Source organism: Bifidobacterium sp. AGR2158 (assembly GCF_000424225.1).
Classification (GTDB): domain Bacteria; phylum Actinomycetota; class Actinomycetes; order Actinomycetales; family Bifidobacteriaceae; genus Bifidobacterium; species Bifidobacterium anseris.
This window is the reverse complement of the sequence record NZ_AUJM01000012.1, coordinates 290,590-311,692: the sequence shown is the minus strand read 5'-3', so window position 1 is coordinate 311,692 and position 21,103 is coordinate 290,590. Positions and strand designations below refer to the sequence as shown.

Genomic DNA, 21,103 nt, shown 5'->3' with positions numbered 1-21,103 from the left:
CGACAACGAGTGGGGGCCGAACCCATCGCGGATTCGGCCCCCACTCGCATGTTACCTATTGCTGCCCGAGATCAGTGCTGACCGTGGTCGCCGCCGTTCTGCGCGCCGTCCGACGGCGATGGCGACGCCGAGGAGGAGCCCGACGGCGATGGCGACGGATTCGACGGCGCCTTCGTCTTGACGGTGACCTCGGAACCCTTATCGACGCTCGCGCCGGCGGAGGGGTTGATTGATTCGACGATCGCGTCATCTGACGAATTGCCGTCCACTTTGACGCTCAGTCCGGCCGCCTCGAGGATGGCGCGCGCGCTCGCGAGCGTGTCTCCGGCGTCGACATTCGGCACCGTCACCTGCTCATGGCCGGTCGACACCCACACCGTCACCGTGCTGTTCTGCGCGACCGACGTGCCGACGTCCGGCGAGACGCGGATGACCGATCCCTTGTCGACGGTGTCCGACGATTCCTGCATGACGGTGACCGTCAGACCCATCTGCGAGAGCGCGGACAACGCCTGATCCTGCGGCTTGCCGATGATGCCGTCCGGCACCTTCGTCATGCCCGACGACACCCACAGGCTGATCGTGGATCCCTTGAGTTGCGACGTGCCGTAGGCCGGGTCGGTGCGTGTGACATGATCCTTCGCAATCGTCGCGCTGTCCTCGGTCTGCACGCTCGCCTCGACGACGAATCCGGCGTCCTCGAGCGTCGACCTCGCCTGCTCCTGCGTATAGCCGGTCACGTCCGGGATCTTGATCGGCCGCGGACCCGTCGAGAACCACACTTCGACGGTGCTGCCCTCGGCGACGCGCTTGCCGCCGGCCGGCGTCTGCTTCGTGAACATGCCTTCCGGCTTCGTTGAATCGGCGTCCTGCTTGACGTTGATGTTGAGGCCGAGGTCGCTCAGCTGCTTGCGTGCGCGTGCCTCGGTCGTCGTTTCGTTGAAGGTCGGCACCGTCACGAACTTCGTCGCGTTCTGCGCGTGGTCCCACCATAGCCATCCGCCGATCGCGATGCCGAGGATGACGATCGCCGCGGCGATCGACGCGATGACGACGTTGCGCTTGTGCTTCTTCTTCGCGATTTCGGCACGGCGATCCGCACGTGTCTTGAGCGGTCCGGTCGAACCATCCGGGTTGATGCGTTCGAACTGTCCGGTGACCGGGTTGAATCGCTGCGTCGCCGGTCCCTGCTGCGCCGGCATCGGTTCCGTCCGCTGCGGCTGCGCCTTCGTCGCCGACAGGTCGGTCAGTGGATTGAAGGCCGTCGCGCTCGGCACGCCGCCGTTCATGAACGCGATGATGTCGTTCTTGAATTCGGCGGCCGTCGCATAGCGGTTCTGGCGGTCCTTCGCCATCGCCTTCGCGCAGATCGAATCCCACGCCGTCGGCAGCCCCGGCACAATTGTGCTCGGCCGCACGGCCACTTCGGAAACGTGCTGATAGGCGATCGCGACCGCCGAATCACCGGTGAACGGAGGCCGTCCGGTGAGCATCTCGTAGAGCACGCAGCCGGCCGAATACAGGTCGGAACGCATGTCGACGGTCTCGCCGCGCGCCTGCTCGGGGGAGAGGTACTGCGCGGTGCCGACGACGCCCTGCGATTTCGTCATCGTCGTCGCTGAATCGTCGAGCGCGCGGGCGATGCCGAAATCCATGACCTTGACGATGCCCTGCTCGGAGATCATGATATTGCCGGGCTTGATGTCACGGTGGATGATGCCCATCCGATGCGAATACTCGAGCGCACTGAGCACGCCGATCATCACATGCTCGGCGTCGCGCTGCGACAGCGGCCCGTTCGCCTTGATGATGTCGCGCAGCGTCTGGCCCTTGACGTATTCCATGACCAAATACGGCAGATGCTCGGTCTGGCCGTTCTCGAAGGTGATGACCTCCTCGCCCGAATCATAGATGTTGACGATGTTCGGGTTGTTCATCTGCGCGACCGAATGCGCCTCACGCTGGAAGCGCGTCAGGAAGATCTCGTCGTGAGCGAGGTCGGGACGCATGATCTTGATGGCGACGGTACGGCCGAGCCTCGTGTCCACGGCCACATGGACCTCCGCCATGCCGCCACGTCCGATGAGCTGGCCGAGCTGGTAGCGGCCACTATCCAATGTCGTGGGCATGCTACTCATTGCTGCTCCTTCCGCCTTGAACCGCAAAGTGGTTGTGTCGTGGGGAATCCGTGCGCGCCGCCTGCGCGAACGGGGGAATCGTGTTCGTGGCCGGATCGTGGTGCGGCGCGCTCGCGACGCGGCGCGGCACCCGCTTTCCGGACGTGACCATCGTCACGTCGACGGCGCTCGTCTGCTGGTCGAGCAGCCTGCGTTCGATGCGCGAGAGGACGCGGGCGACCGTCAGCGCGTCCTGCGGACGGTCGAGCGGGTCCTTCGAAAGCATCGACATGACGAATTGGGACAGCTGGAAGTTGACGCTCGCCGGCAGCGGCGGCACCGGATTGTTGACATGCGCGGCGGCGATGTCGACCGGCGTCGCGCCGGTGAACGGACGGTGTCCGCACAGGCCTTCGTAGGCGACGACGCCGAGCGAATAGATGTCCGACTGCGGCGTGGCGTGCTGGCCTTGCGCCTGCTCGGGGGAGATGTACTGCGCGGTGCCGACGACCATGCCGTCCTGCGTGATCTGCTCCTGATTCGTCGAATAGGAGACGCCGAAATCGGTGATCTTGACTTCGCCGTTGCTCGACACCATGATGTTCGCTGGCTTGACGTCGCGGTGGATGACGCCGTGCGAGTGCGCGACGAACAGGCCGCGCGCCGTCTGGATGAGGATCGGCAGCAGCTGCGTAGGCTCCATCGGACCGTCGATCTCGTGGAACAGATCGGCGAGCGACTTGCTTGGCACGTATTCCATGATCAGGAATCCGATGCCGTCATGCTCGTAGTATTCGAACAGCGCGGCGATGTTCGGGTGTGCGAGATTCGCCGAGTTGCGCGCCTCGGCGCGCAGCCTGCGCAGCTTCGACTCCTGGTTTGTCGTGTCGGTGCGCAGCGCCTTGATCGCGACCGGGCGTCCCAGCTGGATGTCGTAGCCTTTCCAGACCTCGCCCATGCCTCCCTGCGCGAGGCGCGAATCGAGGCGGTAACGCCGGTGAATGAGCTGTCCTTCGATGAGTCTCATTGGGTAAGCGCCTCCTTCATTACTGCGGTCATGACCGGTCCGGCGGCGAACGAGCCGTAGAGGTCGACATTGTGGACGACGACGGCGACGGCGATCTTCGGATCATCGGCCGGCGCGAATCCGATGACCCAGCCGTCAATCGAATCGTTGTCTGCGCCGATCTGCGCGGTGCCGGTCTTTGCGGCGACGCGGATGCCGGGGATCTCGAGATTCGTGTTCTCGTCGGTGACGACGGCCTCCATGCCTTCGGTGAGCTGTTTCGCCGTGTCCTCGCTGAACGCCGTGCTCATGACCTGCGGCTTCGTGTCCGGCAATACTGACAGGTCGCTGAAGCGTACGCGGTCGACGAGCGTCGGTTTCATGACCTTGCCCTTGTTCGCGACCGTCGCGGCGACCATCGCGTTCTGCAGCGGCGTGATGAGCGTGTCGCCCTGACCGATCGACGCCAACGCGAGCCGATCTGGCGTGACCTGCTGCGGGAACCGCGACGCGACGGCGCGCATCGGCGTGCCGTCCGCGGCCGATCCGTCGATCGTGATCGTCGAATCGAAGCCGAATTTCTTCGCCATGTCGCTGACCGTGTCGTCGCCAAGCGCGACGCCGAGCTGCGCGAACGCCGTGTTCGACGAGTACGCCATCGCGTCCTTGAGCGAGATCTTGCCGTCGACGCCATCGCCTGCCGACGACGAGTTCGTCAGCGCCGTCTCCGTTCCCGGCAGCGTGTAGCTTGCGCCGGCCGGGATCTGCGAGTTGATGTTGTATTTGCCCGAGTTGATCGCGGCGGCCGCGACGACGGTCTTGAACGTCGATCCCGGCGGATATAGCTGGCTCGTCGCGCGGTTGATCATCGGGCTGGCGTTGCCTTGGCTCAGCTCGGCGTAGTTCTTGTTCGCCGTGCCGCCGTCGTGCGTCGCGAGCAGATTCGGGTCGTAGCTCGGCTTGCTCACCATCGCGAGGATGCGGCCGGTGCTCGGCTCGATCGCGACGACGGCGCCGTCATCGTCGCCGAGCGCGTCGTAGGCGGCCTTCTGCAGCTTCGTGTCGATTGATGTCTCGATCGAGGCGCCGCGGTTCTCCTCGCCGGTGAACAGGCCTTTGAGCCGCTGCCAGAACATCGCGTCGGACTCGCCGGTCAGCAGCGTGTCCTCGGACGCCTCGATGCCGCGGTCGGCCTTCTGCGTGACTGAGAAATAGCCGGTGATCGGCGCGTAGAGCGGACCGTCGGCGTAGGCGCGCTGATACTTGTATTCGTCCTGCGACGCATCCGATTTGGCGAGGATCGTGCCGTCGGACGCGAGGATCGCGCCGCGTGCCGCGCTATTCGTATAGTAGAGTGTGCGCACGTTGCGCGAATCGCTGGCGAGCGCGTTCGAACGGACCGTCATGATGATCGACGATGAGATGCCGAGGATGACGAACAGCACGAGGACGGCGGTGAACAGCTGACGCAGTGTTTTGTTCATCAGGCCTCACCTCCCGGACGGGTGTCGTCGAGTGCGCGTTGCGGCAGATTGACGTAGGAATGGGTGCTGATCGGCGCGACGATCTGCGTGACCGAGCCGTCGTCGCCGGATACGGCGGCAGCGGATGGTGACGCAGACGCAGCGGAGCGCGCCTCGGCCTGCTGACGGCTGCGCAGCACCGAAAGCGCCTCCATGCGGAAGGTGTCGCTCAGTTCGTCGGATTGCGGCTTGTTCGCCGCGTTCGAGATGACGATGAGCAGTGCGGCGAGGATGTAGTTCGCGACGAGCGACGAGCCGCCGGCCGCCATGTACGGCATCGTCAGACCGGTCAGCGGGATGACGAGCGTGATGCCGCCGACGACGGTGAACACCTGGAACGCCATCGTGAACACGAGGCCGGAGGACAGCAGTTTGCCGAAGCCGTCCTTGATCTTCATCGCGATGATCATGCCGGCCGCGATGATGAGCAGGTAGAGCATGAGCACGGCGAACAGGCCGACAAGGCCCAGCTCCTCGCCGGTTGACGCGTAGATGAAATCGGAGTTCGCCAGCGGTGTGACAGTCGGATAGCCCTGACCGAGGCCGGTGCCCATCAGGCCACCCGAGGCGAGGCCGAACAGGCCCTGCACGATCTGGCTCGAGCCGCCCGGATAGCGGCTGTAGATCGCCGGATCGAAGGGATGCAGCCATGCGTCGACGCGGTAGCCGACGTGCGCGAAGATGTGCGCGGCGACGACGCAGCCGGCGGCGAAGGCGAGGAAGCCGATGATGACCCAGCTCACGCGGCCGGTGGCGACGTAGAGCATCGCGACGAACATCGCGAAGAACATCAGCGACGTGCCGAGGTCGTGCTGCATGATGAGCACGCCCATCGATGCGACCCAGACGATGACGATCGGCCCGAGATCCTTGAACCGCGGCAGCTGCAATGGCCCAAGCTTTTTGCCGCCGACGGCGAGCTGGTCGCGATGGTTGAACAGATAGGACGCGAAGAAGAATGCGAGGAACAGCTTCGCAAACTCGCCCGGCTGCAGCGAATACGGTCCGATGCCGATCCAGATGCGCGCGCCGCCGATCTCACGGCCGAGGCCGGGAATCATCGGCGAGAGCAGCAGTACGAGGCCGATGACCATGCTCACATAGGAGAAGCGCCGCAGCACGCGGTAGTCGCGCATGAACACAAACAGCAGATCGCAGCACACGAGCGCAAGACACAGCCAGATCATCTGTCGTGTCGCGACGTGCGCATCCATCGCCGCGTCGCAGCGTGCAATCACGAGCACACCAATCGACGTGAGCATGAGCACGCAGGCTACAATCGATTGGTTCGCGTAAGGCTGGAACTTGCAGATGATCGCCCACGTGACGATGAACAGCGCGGCGATGACGCCCATGAGCACGAGCGCCGTCGTCGGCGGACGACCTTCGGTGCGCGCGAACATCTGGAAGACGCCGATGGCCGTGATGACGAACGCGAAGAGGATCTGCAGCAGATAGCGTATCCGGGTCTTCGTCACTTCGAATCCTTCTCCTCAGCCGTGGCGGACGGCGACGCCGAAGACGATGCCGAAGATGACGGCGACGGCGAAGCCTTGTCTTTCTTCGACTTCTCGAGCGCCTCCTTCTGCGCCTTCGCGGCCGCCTTGCGCTGTTCCTGCTCATCCTTCTGCTGTTGCTGCGTCTTCTTGAGCTCCTGCTCGATTTGATCCGCCTTCGCGACGGCGGCGTCGTAGTCGTCGACGTTGATGCCGTTTTCGAGTTGGTTCTGCCATCCCTCCGGCAGCTCGCTGAACTTCAGATCCGTCTGTTTGACCGGATGTGACAGCTTGATGCCGAAGATGTCGGTGGGCACGCCCTGGTAGATCGCGATCGTGTCGCCGTCCTTCGCGAGAAAGTACTGCCTTTGGCTCCACATGTACGCGCCGCCGGCGATGCCGCATAGCGCGAGTACGGCGATGATGATGGTGAGCGTCGCGGCGACGCGGCCGCGGAAGTGACGCGAGCGCGCCGCCTTCTTCTTCTCGAGCTGCTCGTGGTGGATCGCGGCTGCGACTTCCGGATCGTTCGGATCGGCGCTGTAGCGGCCGTTGCTTTTGCGCACGACCGGGATTTCGCCTGTATCCGGATCCTGCAGTTCGCCGGTCTCCTCGCGCACTTCGCTCGTGTGGCCGACGCTCGGCTTCGCCGGCTTGTCGTCGGCCGCCTTGTCGTCATCCTCGGGACGTGACTGGATGAGTGCGGCGGCGCGTTCCGCCGGCGACGATTTCGCGATGAGCGCGGGCGCTGCGGCGACTGGCTCGTTGACGATGTCGGCGATCGCGTCGAGCGATGCGCTCGCTGCGCCGCCGATGAGCGGCGTCTGATGGGGGACGTCGAAGGAGTCGGCGTTGAGCGCGAGTGTCGCGTCGGCGATGACCGCCGTCACGTTGTCGGTGCTGCCGGCACGCAACGCCATCGAAACGAGCCGCTGCGCGCATTCCTCGGGATCGGTCGCTGAGAGCATCGTCTCTTCAATCGTCGAATCCTCGAGCACGCCGCACAGGCCGTCGGAGCACAGCAGCAGACGGTCGCCGGGGTGGGCGACGCGGATCGAGATGTCGGGGCGCGCGTCGATGTCGAAGTCGCCGAGCACGCGCATGACGACGTTGCGCTGCGGATGGTTGCGCGCCTCGGATTCACTGATGCGCTTCGTGTCGATGAGATGCTGGACGTAGCTGTGGTCGCTCGTCAGGCGCATGAGCGCGCCGTCGCGCAGCAGATACGCGCGCGAGTCGCCGATGTGCGCGAGCACCCAGTAGCCGGAGACGAGCGTGATCGCCGTGATCGTCGTGCCCATGCCGGCGAGTTTGCGCTCGCGTTTCGCCTTGCCGACGATCGCGTCGTGCGCGGCGAGCGTCGACGTCTCCATGATCGCGGTCGCGCGCGCGACGTCGCCGCCCGCGCTGTCCTTTTCGATGTGCGCGAGCGAGCGGATCGCGATTGTCGATGCGGTGTCGCCGCCGGCGTGGCCGCCCATGCCGTCGCAGATCGCGACGAGATGCGCGCCCGCGAACGACGAGTCCTGGTTGTTGGAACGGACGGTGCCGACATCGGAGACCGTCGTCGAATACATGTACAACGTGCTGTGCTCTGCGGAGGTCATCGGCTCACCTCAGTTCGAAGGTGGTCGCGCCGATGCGCACGGGGATGCGCGGCGCGAGGATCGTGGGCGCGGTGATGCGCTGCTGGTTGACCACGGTTCCGTTCGTGCTGTGCAGGTCCTCGATGGCCCACTGGTGCGAGCGCTCGTCCGGGTAGACGCGCGCATGGTGCGACGAGACGAATTCGTCGTCGAGCACGACGGTGTTCGAGGCCGCGCGGCCCAACGTGATGACGGATGAGTTCAGCGGCACCGAGGTGCCGGCGAGCGGGCCGTCGATGATGACGAGCAGCGTCGGCTGCTTGTCCGCGGCCGTCACCGGCATCGCGCCGCTCACCGGATGGTTCGGCGTTGAATTGGTGGGGGTGGCGGCGACCGGCGTATCGGCCTTCCTGCGGACCTCACGTTCCTTTTTGCGGCGTGCGCGCGACTTGCGTGGGCTGTAGGAGGCCACGTCGCGGTACAGCGAACGGGCGATGCTCCAGACGAAGACCCACAGCAGGATGAGGAACGCGTATTTCAGTACCGCGAAGGTAAGTTCGGTAATCATAACGGCAATCGGTGTCCCGGTTTACTCCTGATCCTGCGACGACGCCCAGTAGAGGATGCGCGTGCGGCCGATCGTGATCGTGTTGCCGTCGAGCAGCGTGGCCGCCGGCACCTGATGGCCTTCGACGTAGGTGCCGTTCGTCGAGCCGAGATCACGGGCGATGACGCCGTTGTCGGTGATGTCGATCTCCAGATGCTTGCGGGAGATGCCGGGATCGTCGATGACGATGTCGCAGCCGGAGCCGCGTCCGATGATCGTCTTGCTCTTCGTCAGCAGATACTGGCTGTTGTTCACTTCGAGCATCGGGCAGTCCTCGGCCTGCGCGTCCGTCGTCACCGGGACCGCGTTGCCCTGCACGGATTCGCTCGTGAGCTTGAAGTTGCCCTTCGACAGTTCGAGATCCTCCTCGAACACGACGACGACGGGGCCTACGAACGCGTAATGCTGGCTCTTCGCGTACTTCGTGAGGTTGTCGGCGAGCTCGTTGGCGAGCGCTTCCGATCCCCACTGCTCGATGCGGTCGAAATCGGGGGTGCTCAGCTTGAAGCGATACTCGTTCGGCGCGACCGTGCGTTCGCGACCCACCGGCATGGCCGATTCGTCGATCTCGCGTTCGAGCGCGCTCGTCAGATCGACGGGCTGCAGGTCCTTGGAGCCGAATTTCGCGAACACTCCGTTGACCGCGCCTTCAACGCTTTTCTCAAAACGGTCAAGAACGCTCATAGTAGTCCCTTTCTTATTCCTGTCCCATCCTACGCTTGGTCGCGAACCGCGCCGGCCTTTGTGACTGCCGGACGAATGCCCGTCCGCGTCGGACGTCGCCGTGGACAGCGCTGCAGGACGCGCCGCGCACGTCATGCACATATGACTCATGATATATGAATACGTCTGTTCCCATCATTTATACGGATATGCGATGACGATGCGCGCTGTCGATGCACACTGCCGATATCCGCGCGCCCGCGCTTCCGGCGCGCGCTCAGCCAATGCGCAGGCTTGCAGTGCTAGCGTAATGCGGTATGACGCAAACCACTGTGCAGATGAATGATCACCTCCCCGCCGATTCCTCGATCCCCGACTACGCCGCCGCGAAAGCGCGCACACTGCGCTTCAGCTGCGGCGCCCCGCGCAGCCCGCGGCTACTCGGCGACGGATCGCGGATGCTGTTCCTGCGCTCCGACGGCGCCGAGGACACCGTGACGTCGCTGTGGATGGGCGAGGCCGACGGCACCGAGACGCTGCTCGCCGATCCGCGCGCGCTGCTTGCCGACGCCGATGCCGAGGACGTGCCCGAGGCCGAGCGCGCCCGCCGCGAACGCGCGCGAGAAGGCGGCAGCGGCATTGTCTCCTATTGCGTTGACGCGGACGGCCGCGTCGTCGTCTTCACGATCAACGATCAGCTGTTCGTCTCGAAGCTCGACGCCGAAGCCGCCGTCGCTGACACATATGCGATTGACGTGCATGCCAGCAATGACGTTGATGATGACGCCGACGCCGAGCCGCTGCGCCCGATCCTCAATCCGCGCGTGAGCCCCGACGGCACGCGCGTCGCCTATTCGACCGGCGCGGCCGTCATCGTCGTCGACGTCGCCACCGGCATGGCCGGCGTCGCCTACGCGGTGCCGCAGGACGAACGCGCCGACGTGCACGCTGGCATCGCCGAATTCGCCGCCGCCGAGGAGATGGACCGCTACGACGGATTCTGGTGGGGACCCGATTCGCGCACACTGCTTGTTGAACGCTTCGACGCGTCACCGGAGCCGCTGTGGACGATCAGCGATCCCGCACATCCCGATCGCCGCGGATTCGACCACCGTTATCCGCGCGCGCTCACGCACAACGCGATCGTCGAACTCTACGCCGTGCATCTGGGCGACGATCGCCTCAACGCGGAACGCACGGCGCTCGTCGACTGGGACAACGACGCCTACGAATATCTGGCCGTCGTGCGTTGGGACACCGGTCATATGCCGCTGTTGCGCGTCCTCGACCGCCTGCAGCAGCACGAGCGCATCCTGCGCGTCGACGTGCCGAAGGAACAGGATTGGAAGCACTATGCGCCCGTCGAGGACGGCGTCGTGCCGCTGATGCCGGTCACCGTCCTCGAGACGCACACCAACGAGCAGTGGATCGATCTCATCGGCGGCACGCCCGTCTACACGCCGTCCGGCGCGCTCATCTGCTCGATCAACGACATGGAGAACGACACGAATCGACTGACCGTCGACGGACGCCCGTTCACGCCGGTCGGCTGGCAGGTGCGCGCCGTCCTCGACGCCGACGACGAGACCGTCATGTGCGTCGTGCAGCGTTCACCCGAGCAGGCGCCCGACGTGCCGAAGCAGTGGGTGTCGACGGCAGCCGACCACGACGCGCGCAGCTTCGACGTGGTCGCCTTCGACTACGACGGCAACGTGTATCCGGTCACCGACGAGCCGGGCGTGTGGAGCGCTACGCGCGCCGGCGAAGGTCTCGTCGTCACTGGCCGCGACATGGCCGATCCGCGCGCGCAGATGACGCACTACTACCGTGGCGAATCCGTCGCCGTCGCCAACAACGCGGCGACGCCGGGACTCGAAATCAACGTGCGTTTTGTACGGCTCGGCGAACGTCGTCTCCATGCGGCGATCGTCGCGCCGACCGGTGCGAAATACGCGGACGCGCAATCGCTGCCCGTGCTCATGCACCCCTACGGCGGCCCCGGCTTCCAGGAGGTCACGATGAGTCAGACCGCGTATTGGGACGCCCAATGGTGGGCCGAGCAGGGCTACCTAGTCGTCATCGCCGACGGCCGCGGCACGACCGGGCGCGGACCGGCATGGGATCGCGCGGTGTACAAGGCGATGAAAGAGGTCACGTTGGAGGACCAGATTGACGCCGTGCACGCGCTCGACGACGCCGTGCGCCGCATCAATGACGCGTCCGCCTACGGCAGGCACGCGTCGGGCGCCCGCGCACATGGGCTGCCGCGTCCCGAACTCGACCGCGTCGCGATGATCGGATGGTCGTACGGCGGTTTCCTGTCCGCGCTCGCCGTGCTCGACGCGCCCGACACCTTCGCGGCCGCCTGCGCTGGCGCGCCGCCGACCGACTGGACGTTGTACGACACGTGCTACACCGAACGCTACCTCGGCATCGACGAAGCCGACTATGTGCGCAACAGCATCGTCGACGACGCGCCGGGGCTGCGCAGGCCGCTCATGCTCATCCACGGCTTCGCCGACGACAACGTGACGATCGCGCATTCGCTGCGGCTGAGCCACGCGCTGATGGCGGCCGGACGCGACCACACGTTCCTGCCGCTCACCGGCATCACGCATATGACGAACGACCCGACCGTCGCGCGTAACCTGCTGCTGCTCCAGCGCGATTTCCTCAGCCGCGCGCTCGCGCGCTGAGGAAATCGGTCGGCCTTCTTCAACGCTTGGCGCCGTAGATGCCGGTGGCGATCGTGTCGGCGAAGACCGCGTTGACCTTCGGACGCACAACCTTCATCGACGGCGTCAGGCACTTGTTCTCCTGCGTGAACGTGACCGGCAGCACGATGAACTTGCGCACCGATTCAGCGCGCGAGACCTCGGCGTTCGCGCGGTCGACGTAGCGCTGGATCTCGGTGGCGACCTCCGGCAGTCCGGCGGCCTGCTCGATCGTCAGATCCGCCGGCAGCTTCTGTGTTGGCAGCCAATGCGCGAGACCCTCCTGGTCGAGCGTGACGACGGCGCCGACGAACGGGCGGTTGTCGCCGACGACGACGGCGTGCTCGACGATCGGGCACGTGGCGATCTCCTGCTCCATCGGGATCGGCGCGACGTTTTTGCCGCCGGCCGTGATGATGATGTCCTTTGCGCGGCCGGTCAGCGTGATGTGGCCTTCGTCGTCGAGTGTCGCCAGATCGCCGGTCTTCAGCCAGCCGTCGGCAGCGAAGGTCTCGGCCGTCTTCTCAGGAAGGTTGTGGTATCCACGGAAGACGTTCTGGCCCTTGACCTCGAGCTCGCCGGTCGCCGAGATGCGCACCGACGAGCCGGGCACCGGCTGGCCGACGGTGCCGATGACGTTGTCGTGGACGCGCGTGAACGCGAAGGGCGCCGCCGTCTCGGTCAGGCCGTAGCCTTGGATCATCGTCAGGCCGATGCCGTTGAAGAACGTCGCCAGACGGCGGTCGAGCGGCGCGCCGCCGCATGCGAGGTACTTGATGCGCGGGCCGAAGGCGCCGCGAATCGAGCTGTAGACAAGCTTCTCATAGAGCGCATGCTCGGCGCGCTGCTTCGCGTCCGGGCTGACGCCCTGCTGCTCCATCTCGCTCCATTCGCGCGCGAACTCGGCGGCCTTTGCGAAGACGCGGCCCTTGAAGCCGGTGCCGGCCTTGCGCGAAGCCGCGTTGTAGACCTTCTCGAACACGCGCGGCACCGACAGCACGAAGGTCGGTTCGAACACCTGCATGTCGTGAGGCAATGTCTTCGTGCTCGGCAGATAGCCGATGACGCCGGCGTCGGAGGTGAACACGAAGTACTGGATGAATCGGGCGAAGCAGTGGGCGAGCGGCAGGAACAGTAGCAGTCGCGCATTGCCTTCGAGCATCTCCGGGACGCATTCGGCAGCTGCGCGCGTGATGCTCACGAAGTTGCGGTGCGTCAGTTCGGCGCCCTTCGGCGCGCCGGTGGAACCCGAGGTGTAGACGATCGTCGCCAGATCGTCGGCGCCGACGCTCGCGATGCGCTCGTCGAGTTCCTCGTCGGAGATCATGACGCCGAGGCCTTTGAGCGCGGCGATCGCGTCTGCGTCGAGCATCAGGATGCGTTCGAGCTGCGGGCAATGGTCGAAGACGGAGTCGAGACGGTCGAAACGCTCCTGATTGTCGGCGATCGCGAGCTTCACATCGGAATCGTTGAGGATGCGCTCGGCCTGGATCGCCGAATCAGTGTCGTAGATCGGCACGGTCACGGCGCCGACGGCAGCGAGCGCGAAGTCGAGCAGACCCCATTCGACGCGCGTCGCAGAGAAGATCGTGACGGCGTTGCCCTTTGCGATGCCGAACTGGATGAGGCCCTTCGCGATCGCGCGGACCTCGTCGTTGAACTGGCCGGCGGTGAGCGTACTCCACGAACCGTTGGGCTCCTTGTTCTCGGTGAGCGGGGAATCGGCGCCGGAACGCTCGAGTCGATCGGTCAGCAACGTGTAGATCGTTTCGTTGTCGCGGACGGTGAGCGCATGGCCCGGCGTCGTGTACTCGGTGAGCATGGGAAAATCCTTCGTATCAGCCTTCATCGGGCGGCTTGTCGCATGGCCGCCTCGGCTATCCTACGGTACCGTAGGGAACGCGTGCCTCGTATGAATCGACAACACACGCCGGCCGCGCTTTGTAGGGAACGCACAATCGATGGACGCGGCGCAGCGCGGCTGCCCCCGGCTACGTCGACGGCGTGAGCGCGACGCGGTGCGCGCACTCGGCGCTTAGGATGGTCGATATGGAAATTGCGATGGTCGACGAACGGCATGTGCAGCAGTCGATGGCGAAGACGGTGCTTCCCGCCACGAGCACATGCGCGCATGAAGGATATATGGAACCGGCGCATGAGGATTGGGTGGGCCGTCCGCTGCCGAAGTTGCGCCAACTCGGCCGACTGCACTATGTGTGCTACGACGTGCGCGAATTCCAGCAGCTCGACATCCCCGGCGCGTCACGCGAGAACCACGGTGCCGTCGTGTTCTCGCACGGCTTCTCTGAATTCGCGGCCAAATACGGCGAGCTCGTCTGGTATTTCCTGCTCGCCGGATTCTCGGTGTGTGTGCTCGAACATCGCGGACACGGCTATTCGGCGCGTGACGTGGCCGACGACCAGATCGTCTACATCGACGATTGGCGGCGCTACATCGCCGATCTCGCACGCTTCACGAAGGAGATCGGCCGCGCCTACACGCACGGCGGACGGCTCACGTTGTTCTCGCATTCAATGGGCGCCGGCATCGCCGCGGCGATGCTCGAACGCTACCCGAACATCGTGGATCGGGCCGTGCTCTCCTCGCCGATGATCAAGGCGAAAACCGGCGTGCCGAACTGGCTGGCGGCCGCCGTCACCGGCGCGGCCTGCGACCTCGGGCGCGCGAAGTCGATGGCGCCCGGACAGCACGGGTTCACGCCGGTGATCGATTGGCGCGACGAGCAGGGCGCATGCGCCGAACGGCTCGAATGGTACAAGAAACTGCGCATCGCGAACACGCATTACCAGACGAGTGCGGCCGCGAACGAATGGGTGCGCCAAGCCGTGCGCATCTCGTGCGCCATCCTCGATCCGCGCATGTGCGAACGCATCGACATACCGGTGCTGCTGTTCCAATCGGGACGCGATCACTGGGTCAGCAATCCGGCACAGGACGTCTTCGTGCAGCGCGTGGGCCGCGACGGCGGCCGTATCAGCAAAGTGCGCATCGACGATTCGGTCCATGAGATCTTCTCGATGCCGAACGCCGTCGTCGCGCCGTATCTGCAGCGGATCTTCCGTTGGCTGCAGTCGGAGGAGACGGTGACGGTGCTGCCGTAGCGACGGCCGTCGGATGCGTTAGAATCGCCTCGGAAAAAGCGACGCGCGCGCCGGCGGCACGGCCCGCGCATGGACACAAAAGCGGGGCGTACAGTGACGCGGAACGCACAAGACGATCGAGACGACGGCGTGGCCACGGGTCGCGCATCCCACGGGCGCACATCCCACGATGGACACGACGCGCAGGAGCACGTGCAGGAGCTGCTGAGCCGGTCGGCGCATGAAGAACGCGCGGATGCGGCGCAGACGCTCGCCGACGAGACTGTCGCCACACAATCGCTCGAACAGACGCCACGGCGGATGATGATCGGCGTGCTGTGCACATTGCTCGGCGGCGCGCTGTGGGGCATCAACGGGTCGGTGTCGAAGATCCTGATGGAGGGATACCACATCGCGCCGCTGTGGCTCGCCTGCGTCAGGGAGATCGTCGCCGGACTCATCTTCCTCGCATGCGCGGCGGTCGGCTCGCGGCACGCGCTCGTCGCCGCCGTGAAAAGCGTGCGCGAATACCCGATGTATCTGCTCACGGCGCTCACCTGCGTCACGCTCGTGCAGGTCGCGTATCTGTTCTCGATCCATTGGACGAACGCGGGCACGGCGACGGTGCTGCAGACGGTGAATCTGCTGATGGTGCTCGTCTACGTGTGCGTGCGCGGCAAACGCAAGCCGACGGTCAAGGAGATCGTCGGCGTGACGCTCGCCTTCGCTGGCGTGTGGCTGCTCGCGACCGGCGGCAAGGTCAGTTCGCTCGCGCTGCCGCTGCCGGGACTGCTGTGGGGGCTCGCGGACGCGTTCTCGTGCGCGTGCCTCGCGATCATCCCGGTCATGCTCATTGCGAAGTACGGCAACTTCGTCGTCAACGGCATCACGTTCCTGCTGTCCGGACTGCTGCTCACGCCCTTCGTACAGCCGTGGAAGGACACGCCGCAGCTCGACGCGCGCGGGTGGGGACTGCTCGCGTTCACAATCGTCGTTGGCACCTTCGTTGCGTTCTGGCTGTACATGGCGGGCGTCGTGCGCATCGGCTCGATGCGCGCGACGATGCTCAGCACGATCGAGCCGGTCATGGCGACGATCACGGCCGTCATGTGGACCGGCGCCGTGTTCACCGGAACCGATCTGGTCGGCTTCGCGCTCATCATCGTGATGTCGTTCCTCGTGAGGTAGCGCGCGGCGAACTGTTGGTGTGCGGCAGCTGTGCCCGCTGCATAATCGGCGTTCGGCGCCGTGTGCGCCGCCCTACAATCGGAATCGTTCAAGAAACGTACGGACGATGTACGGATGACGTACAGCGGCAGGAACGAGAAAGGATCGATCATGCTTTCTACGGCGCAGAATGTGGTCATGGGCGTGCTCAATGTGGTCGTACTGATCGCATTGCTCGTGTTCGGCGTGTTCGCCGTGTACAACAACAAGCCGAACTTCGAGCTGACCCCCGAGCATCTCTACGATCAGCAGCGCGGCCAGCAGTGGGGCCTGTGGGTGTTCGTGTTCATCATCATCAGCTGGCTCGTGACGCTGCCCGGCGTCTTCTGGACGCTCAGCAACGGGTGGACGCAGGTGCTGTGGTGGATCGAGCTCGTGACGAATGTCGCGTCGCTCGTGTGCTGCTGTGCGGCGATCTTCTACTACCATCGCCTCAACACGCGTCCGCATGACTAAATGACTAATCAGTCGTGTGACGGCGGCCGGCGATAACGCGCGGTAACACGCGATAGCCGCAGACGACGATATACGAGAGGCGGCCGGAATCCATCGGGGTTCCGGCCGCCTCTTGGTTTGTTAATTGCGATGGTCGACTATGCTGCGCTGTCGGCTACGCGATCACTTCTGCGCTCACTCTTCGCGACGGCGCGCGCTCAGCGTGGCGACGCCGCCGACGAACGCGAGCGTGAACGCGGTGACGAGCACGGCACCGATGCTGCCGCCGGTCGTGGCGAGCTTGTCGCTTGCGGCGTCCGCGACCTGCACCGACTGCGGCGCCTTGGAGACGGCGGTCGGCTTGGCGGCAGTGGTCGGCTTCGTCGACGCGGCCGGTGTCGTCGGCTTCGTCGTGCTGGGCTTCGACGGGGTCGTCGGGTTGGTCGGTGTCGTCGGGTTGGTCGGCTTCGTCGGATTAGTGGGGGTCGTCGGCTGCTGCTCGGCCTTGATCGCCGTTTCGAGCGCGATCTCGGCGAGGCGCAGGTCCTCCTGACGATCCTTGAGCGCCTGCTGGGCGTCGGCGAGCGCGGCTTTCGCGGCGTCGAGCTTGGCCTGGGCGTCGGCGGCCGCCTGCTTGGCGGCGTCGAGCTTGGCCTGCGCCTCCTGAACGGCCGGCGTATTGCCGACGTTCTTCTTTGCGGCGTCGAGCGCGGCCTCGGCGGCTTTGACGTCCGCGTCGGCAGCGTCCTTGGCCTTCTTGGCGTCGTCCACCGCGGCCTGCGCCACGTCGGTGTTCTTCTGGGCGTCGGCGACCGCTTCGCCGGCCTTGGCGACCGTGTCCTTGGCTGCGTTGAGCGCCTGATTACGCTTGGCGAGTTCGTCCTTGGCCGCCTGCAGATCGGCGACCGTCTGCTTGGCGTGTGTGAGTTGCGCGGCCGCCGCGTCAGCCGCCTGCTGCGCCGACGCCGCCTCGGCGGCCTTGGCGGTGGCGTCGGCCTGCGCTGCATCGCTTGCCTGCTTTGCCACATCGTAGGCTGTTTGAGCCTTGTCCAGATTCGCCTTGGCGTTCTGCATCGCGGCGTACTTGGCAGCCGCGTCGTCCTTGGCCTGCTTGGCGGCGTCGGCGTTGCGGTTCGCCTGATCGAGCGTCTGCTTGGCGGCGTCGGCCTTCTGCTGTGCGGCGGTGTAGGCGGCCTCGGCGGCATCATAGGTGGCTTGCGCCGTGTTCAGCGTCTCGGAGGCCTGCGTGTACTTGGCCGCCTGCTCGTTCGCCGTCCGTTGCGCGTCCTCCTTGGCCTGCTGCGCATTCGCATGCTTGGCGGTCGCGTCGTCGTAGGCCTGTTCGGCGTCCGACTGCGCACTCTGCGCCGCCTTGAGATTGGCGGCTGCCTGCGCGCTGGCCTTGTCCGCCGCATCGCTCGCCTTGTTCGCGGCCTCCACGGCTTCCTGTGCGCTCGCGAGCGCATCCTGCGCGTCCTTGAGCTTCTGCTGCGCGTTGCGGATCGAATCGACGTATTCCTGCAACTCCTGCTGGTAGACATCCGCGTCGGTGGGTGTCGTGTCGTCGACGCCGTCATAGCTGATGTCGTAGCTGCTGTTCTCCATGGCGGAGGTGTTGCGCCTGTACTGGCTCATGCCTAGGCCGGTGGAAGTCGCCTGAGGGTCGGAGCAGTTGAGGTAGTGACCGATAGTGGGGTAGAGATCAGGGTACTTTATGCTGACCTGGTACGGGGTCATCGATTCGAGACCCGGATACTTACCGCTGGCAACGGCCTCCTTATAGACGGCCTTTTCCTGCGTCCACCACCGGTGAAGGGATCGGGGAGTCCCATTGCCAGATTCTCGGCCAGCCAGAGGTTGGTCGTCAGCACCTGATTGTGCTCGAACTGCGCAGTCGCCGCGTTCGCCTGCACCATCGCGGCAGCCATGGCGGCGTCTGAGATCTTCAGCGGTGCAAGGCCCTCGCTGGCGCGCAGCTGGTTGAGTTCCTGGATGAGCGCCACTGCGCGGAGCATGTTGTCGAGACTCGTGGCGTCCTTGGCATCCCCGATGTGCGTGTACTGCAGCCACGATCCTCCATCGGGCGGTGCGATCTCGTCTGGTTCGCTCGGATTCTTGGTGCTCAACGCCGAATCCGTCAGAACCTGCTGCGCGAGTTCCGCATTGCGATGCTCGAACTAGCCCAGCGCGCCCTTCTGCTCGAGCTCGGTCGCGCTCGTTGCGGCCTTTGTCGCCTCGTCGACGGCCTTCTGCGCCGCCTCGAGCTTCTGCTGGGCCGCCACCTTGTCTTGTGCGGCCTTGTCGGCCGCCGCCTGCGTGTCCTTCACCCGTTGTTCGGCGTCGGCGACCTTCTGCTCGGCGTCGCTCTTCGCGGTTGCCGCGGCCGCGAGCGCCTCCGCCGTCGTCGTCTTGTCGCGTTCGGCGGCGGCGAGCGCCGCGTTCGCCTTGTCGAGCGCCTGCTTGGCGGCGTCCGCGTCATTGCGTGCGTTCAGCAGGCCGTCGCTGGCGTTCTGATAGGTGTGGGTCGCGTCGTTGAGCGCCGCGTTGGCCTGATCGGCCTGCAAGCTCGCCTGCTGCGCCTGCTTGAACGCTTCATCGTATTGCGTGGCGGTGTCGTCGGCGTGCTGACGTGCCTGTTCCACCTTCGCCGGATCTTTGGCATCGCCGGCAATCCGTTCCGCGTCGTCGAGCTGCTGCTTCGCGGCGTCCGTCTGCTGTTGTGCCGCGGCCGCCTGCTTGGCGGCGTCCGCGCTCGCGTCGTTGGCTTCCGACGCCGCCTTCGCGGTGCTGTCGGCGGCCTGCTCGAGCGCGTCCATGTTGGTGGCGTCCACTTGCTGCTGCAGGCCGTCCACCTTCATCTGCTGCTCGTCCACGGCGTCCTGCGCCTTCGATTCCTCGGCCTTGGCCGCAGTCTGCGCATCCTGTGCCTGCTTGAGCGCCTGCGCCTTCTGCGTCTGCGTGTCGACGGCGTTCTGCAGATGTTCGGAGGCTTCGTCAAGCTTCGTGTTGGCCTTGTTGAGCGCCTCCTGCGCCGCCGCCGTGTTCGGATCGTTGGCGATGGCGTCGTCGACGGCCTGCTGCGCGTCCTGCACGGCCGCGTTCGCCTGATCGACTTCGCCGTTCGCGTCAGTGACCGTGCCTTCGGCGTTCTTCTGCGCTTCCTGCGCCTGCGCCACGCCGTCCTTGGCGTCGTCGACGGCCGCCTGCGCCTGCTGCACGGCGTTCGTCGCCGTCTACTGCTGCGTCTGCGTGTCCGGCTGCTGCGGCTCCGCCGGCTCGTCGGCGATGGCGACCATCGGCGCGCCGAGCGTCGCGATCGCGGCCATCGTGGCGACCGCTCCGTTCACCGTCTTCATCGTCGGGAATGATTTGTTCTGCTGTTCGCGCCGCGCCTGCGCATGCTTTCCCTGTGTCATAATGACCCCCTTCAGTGGTCTGTAGTGACTGTTGCTGTTCTTCTCGGGCAGCATAATCCATCATAGACAGGAGAAAAATAACACACGCACGAATTGGAAAAATTACTTTCGTGCGACTATTATGCGCGCTTCTATCGTCAGTTCGCTGATTTGGGCGAGATCGAGCGCGTCGATATCGACGTTGAACAGCAGCGGCGTCATATGCGCGAAGGTGTGCACGTCGTCGGCTGCCATCGCAAAGGTACGCGAGACGGTGCGCATATCGAGGACGTTGAAGTGTTCACGGAACTGTTCGATTACGTGTTCGTTTGAATAATCGGCGTTGCGCAGCTGCTCGCGTGCGAGTTCGCGCAATTGTTCATCGTGATGCACGCCGGGGATCACTTTGATGACGATGGCGTCATCCTTCATGACGCGGTGGAATTCCGCGGCGTTTACCGGGGAGAAGACGTCGAGGATGCAGTCGATTGCGTCGTCGCGCACCGGAAGGTCGGCGAGGTTGCCGACGAACCATCGGACGGCCATCGTCGCGTCCTCGCGCGCCGCCTGCTGAATCGAGTCCTTTGAGATGTCGAAGGCGAGCACATCGGCGGCCGGATTCGCGCGCTGCACGGCGCGCGCGTAGAAGCCTTCGCCGCAACCGACATCCAGGATCGCGGCGCGCGGATTCAGATATCTGCCGACGGCGTCGAGCACGGCGTCGCGGATGTCGTCGTAATAGCCGGCCTCGAGGATGCGCGCACGGTTCTCGAACGACGCCTTGTTGTAGAACGGCGACTGTTTCGCGGCGGGCGCGAGATTGACGTAGCCCTGTTTCGCGATATCGAAGGTGTGACGGTTCGGGCAGCGCAGGCTCGCGCCATCCAAGTGCAGCGTCTCATGGCAGATCGGGCAAATGAAGTAGCGTTCGCTGTCACGGAAGCGCGCGATTTTCGCAGGATTCATGCCGCCATCCTAGCGGGAAGGGCGTGCATGCAGTGGCAGGGACGCATATTGGCGGCATCCGTGGTAGATGTGATGCATATGGCGGTGGTGTTTGCACTCGCCGGCGGCGCCGTCGCGCATATCCGGGTGGTGGGTGCATAACTGGATTGTTCGGGCCAACTGTCGATATATGCGGCCGATCACTGGGATGCATGGATGTAGCGCCCCTGCATGTGGGGGATTCTGGTCGTTTTTGGTGGCCTATGCGCGGATGGGTGGTGTCGTTG

At 65.1% G+C, this 21,103-nt stretch carries 17 protein-coding genes; 4 read left to right on the top strand and 13 right to left on the bottom strand.

The window, feature by feature from the left end; genetic code table 11:
* Positions 1-71: 71 nt before the first annotated feature.
* The 7 genes from pknB to G606_RS0103990 are packed head-to-tail and all read right to left on the bottom strand — an operon-like array spanning position 72 to position 9,019.
* Positions 72-2,138: a Stk1 family PASTA domain-containing Ser/Thr kinase gene (gene pknB, locus G606_RS09855; RefSeq protein WP_034523588.1), complete on the bottom strand. Its 2,067-nt coding sequence runs from the start codon at positions 2,136-2,138 to the stop codon at positions 72-74.
* Positions 2,131-3,144: a serine/threonine-protein kinase gene (locus tag G606_RS0104015; RefSeq protein ID WP_026644982.1), complete on the bottom strand. Its 1,014-nt coding sequence runs from the start codon at positions 3,142-3,144 to the stop codon at positions 2,131-2,133. Before G606_RS0104015 ends, pknB begins: the two co-directional genes overlap by 8 nt.
* Positions 3,141-4,607, bottom strand: a complete 1,467-nt coding sequence (locus G606_RS0104010) for a peptidoglycan D,D-transpeptidase FtsI family protein (protein ID WP_026644870.1) — start codon at positions 4,605-4,607, stop codon at positions 3,141-3,143. Before G606_RS0104010 ends, G606_RS0104015 begins: the two co-directional genes overlap by 4 nt.
* Positions 4,607-6,124: an FtsW/RodA/SpoVE family cell cycle protein gene (locus G606_RS09850; RefSeq protein ID WP_231371404.1), complete on the bottom strand. Its 1,518-nt coding sequence runs from the start codon at positions 6,122-6,124 to the stop codon at positions 4,607-4,609. The genes G606_RS0104010 and G606_RS09850 overlap by 1 nt, the downstream gene beginning before the upstream one ends.
* Entirely contained in the window at positions 6,121-7,749 is a 1,629-nt protein-coding gene (locus G606_RS0104000) for a PP2C family protein-serine/threonine phosphatase (RefSeq protein WP_034523586.1), read from the bottom strand. Before G606_RS0104000 ends, G606_RS09850 begins: the two co-directional genes overlap by 4 nt.
* A gap of 4 nt (positions 7,750-7,753) precedes the next feature.
* Positions 7,754-8,296 carry an FHA domain-containing protein FhaB/FipA gene (locus G606_RS0103995; RefSeq protein ID WP_034523585.1) on the bottom strand — a complete coding sequence of 181 codons (543 nt, stop codon included), beginning with the start codon at positions 8,294-8,296 and terminating at the stop codon, positions 7,754-7,756.
* 21 nt (positions 8,297-8,317) lie between these two features.
* On the bottom strand, positions 8,318-9,019 hold the full coding sequence (locus tag G606_RS0103990) for an FhaA domain-containing protein (RefSeq protein ID WP_024540459.1): 702 nt from the start codon (positions 9,017-9,019) through the stop codon (positions 8,318-8,320).
* 317 nt (positions 9,020-9,336) lie between these two features.
* On the opposite strand from G606_RS0103990, the gene G606_RS0103985 reads away from it, so the two are divergent.
* Entirely contained in the window at positions 9,337-11,694 is a 2,358-nt protein-coding gene (locus tag G606_RS0103985; RefSeq protein ID WP_026644867.1) for a prolyl oligopeptidase family serine peptidase, read from the top strand.
* A 19-nt stretch (positions 11,695-11,713) separates the two neighbouring features.
* Here the strand turns inward: G606_RS0103985 and G606_RS0103980 are convergent, their stop codons facing one another.
* Positions 11,714-13,534, bottom strand: coding sequence for an AMP-dependent synthetase/ligase (locus G606_RS0103980; RefSeq protein WP_026644866.1), 1,821 nt, complete (start codon positions 13,532-13,534; stop codon positions 11,714-11,716).
* Between the two features lie 227 nt (positions 13,535-13,761).
* Between G606_RS0103980 and G606_RS0103975 the strand changes: the two genes are divergently transcribed.
* The 3 genes from G606_RS0103975 (at position 13,762) to G606_RS0103965 (ending at position 16,497) form a co-directional block, all read left to right on the top strand.
* Positions 13,762-14,835 (top strand): alpha/beta fold hydrolase, encoded by a 1,074-nt coding sequence (locus tag G606_RS0103975; protein WP_026644865.1) that lies wholly within the window; start codon positions 13,762-13,764, stop codon positions 14,833-14,835.
* Positions 14,836-15,135: 300 nt separating this feature from the next.
* A complete protein-coding gene (locus tag G606_RS0103970; RefSeq protein WP_231371416.1) occupies positions 15,136-16,002 on the top strand; it encodes a DMT family transporter in 867 nt (288 codons plus the stop codon).
* A 114-nt stretch (positions 16,003-16,116) separates the two neighbouring features.
* Positions 16,117-16,497 carry a hypothetical protein gene (locus G606_RS0103965; protein WP_231371403.1) on the top strand — a complete coding sequence of 127 codons (381 nt, stop codon included), beginning with the start codon at positions 16,117-16,119 and terminating at the stop codon, positions 16,495-16,497.
* Positions 16,498-16,671: 174 nt separating this feature from the next.
* Here the strand turns inward: G606_RS0103965 and G606_RS0103960 are convergent, their stop codons facing one another.
* The 5 genes from G606_RS0103960 to G606_RS0103940 form a co-directional block, all read right to left on the bottom strand.
* Positions 16,672-18,111 carry a hypothetical protein gene (locus G606_RS0103960; RefSeq protein WP_155802768.1) on the bottom strand — a complete coding sequence of 480 codons (1,440 nt, stop codon included), beginning with the start codon at positions 18,109-18,111 and terminating at the stop codon, positions 16,672-16,674.
* A 98-nt stretch (positions 18,112-18,209) separates the two neighbouring features.
* Complete coding sequence (locus G606_RS0103955) at positions 18,210-18,602, bottom strand: hypothetical protein (protein WP_026644861.1); 393 nt, start codon at positions 18,600-18,602, stop codon at positions 18,210-18,212.
* Between the two features lie 51 nt (positions 18,603-18,653).
* Complete coding sequence (locus G606_RS10685; RefSeq protein ID WP_026644860.1) at positions 18,654-19,694, bottom strand: hypothetical protein; 1,041 nt, start codon at positions 19,692-19,694, stop codon at positions 18,654-18,656.
* A gap of 15 nt (positions 19,695-19,709) precedes the next feature.
* On the bottom strand, positions 19,710-19,892 hold the full coding sequence (locus G606_RS0103945) for a hypothetical protein (RefSeq protein WP_026644859.1): 183 nt from the start codon (positions 19,890-19,892) through the stop codon (positions 19,710-19,712).
* A 102-nt stretch (positions 19,893-19,994) separates the two neighbouring features.
* On the bottom strand, positions 19,995-20,837 hold the full coding sequence (locus tag G606_RS0103940) for a putative RNA methyltransferase (protein WP_026644858.1): 843 nt from the start codon (positions 20,835-20,837) through the stop codon (positions 19,995-19,997).
* Between the last annotated feature and the right edge of the window lie 266 nt (positions 20,838-21,103).

What these genes read in the sequence shown, in the direction of transcription:
- pknB (WP_034523588.1), bottom strand. Translation starts at nt 2,138, where the DNA reads ATGAGTAGCATGCCCACGACATTGGATAGTGGCCGCTACCAGCTCGGC.
- G606_RS0104015 (WP_026644982.1), bottom strand. Translation starts at nt 3,144, where the DNA reads ATGAGACTCATCGAAGGACAGCTCATTCACCGGCGTTACCGCCTCGAT.
- G606_RS0104010 (WP_026644870.1), bottom strand. Translation starts at nt 4,607, where the DNA reads ATGAACAAAACACTGCGTCAGCTGTTCACCGCCGTCCTCGTGCTGTTC.
- G606_RS0104000 (WP_034523586.1), bottom strand. Translation starts at nt 7,749, where the DNA reads ATGACCTCCGCAGAGCACAGCACGTTGTACATGTATTCGACGACGGTC.
- G606_RS0103995 (WP_034523585.1), bottom strand. Translation starts at nt 8,296, where the DNA reads ATGATTACCGAACTTACCTTCGCGGTACTGAAATACGCGTTCCTCATC.
- G606_RS0103990 (WP_024540459.1), bottom strand. Translation starts at nt 9,019, where the DNA reads ATGAGCGTTCTTGACCGTTTTGAGAAAAGCGTTGAAGGCGCGGTCAAC.
- G606_RS0103985 (WP_026644867.1), top strand. Translation starts at nt 9,337, where the DNA reads ATGAATGATCACCTCCCCGCCGATTCCTCGATCCCCGACTACGCCGCC.
- G606_RS0103980 (WP_026644866.1), bottom strand. Translation starts at nt 13,534, where the DNA reads ATGCTCACCGAGTACACGACGCCGGGCCATGCGCTCACCGTCCGCGAC.
- G606_RS0103975 (WP_026644865.1), top strand. Translation starts at nt 13,762, where the DNA reads ATGGAAATTGCGATGGTCGACGAACGGCATGTGCAGCAGTCGATGGCG.
- G606_RS0103970 (WP_231371416.1), top strand. Translation starts at nt 15,136, where the DNA reads ATGATGATCGGCGTGCTGTGCACATTGCTCGGCGGCGCGCTGTGGGGC.
- G606_RS0103965 (WP_231371403.1), top strand. Translation starts at nt 16,117, where the DNA reads ATGACGTACAGCGGCAGGAACGAGAAAGGATCGATCATGCTTTCTACG.
- G606_RS0103960 (WP_155802768.1), bottom strand. Translation starts at nt 18,111, where the DNA reads ATGAGCCAGTACAGGCGCAACACCTCCGCCATGGAGAACAGCAGCTAC.
- G606_RS0103945 (WP_026644859.1), bottom strand. Translation starts at nt 19,892, where the DNA reads ATGACACAGGGAAAGCATGCGCAGGCGCGGCGCGAACAGCAGAACAAA.
- G606_RS0103940 (WP_026644858.1), bottom strand. Translation starts at nt 20,837, where the DNA reads ATGAATCCTGCGAAAATCGCGCGCTTCCGTGACAGCGAACGCTACTTC.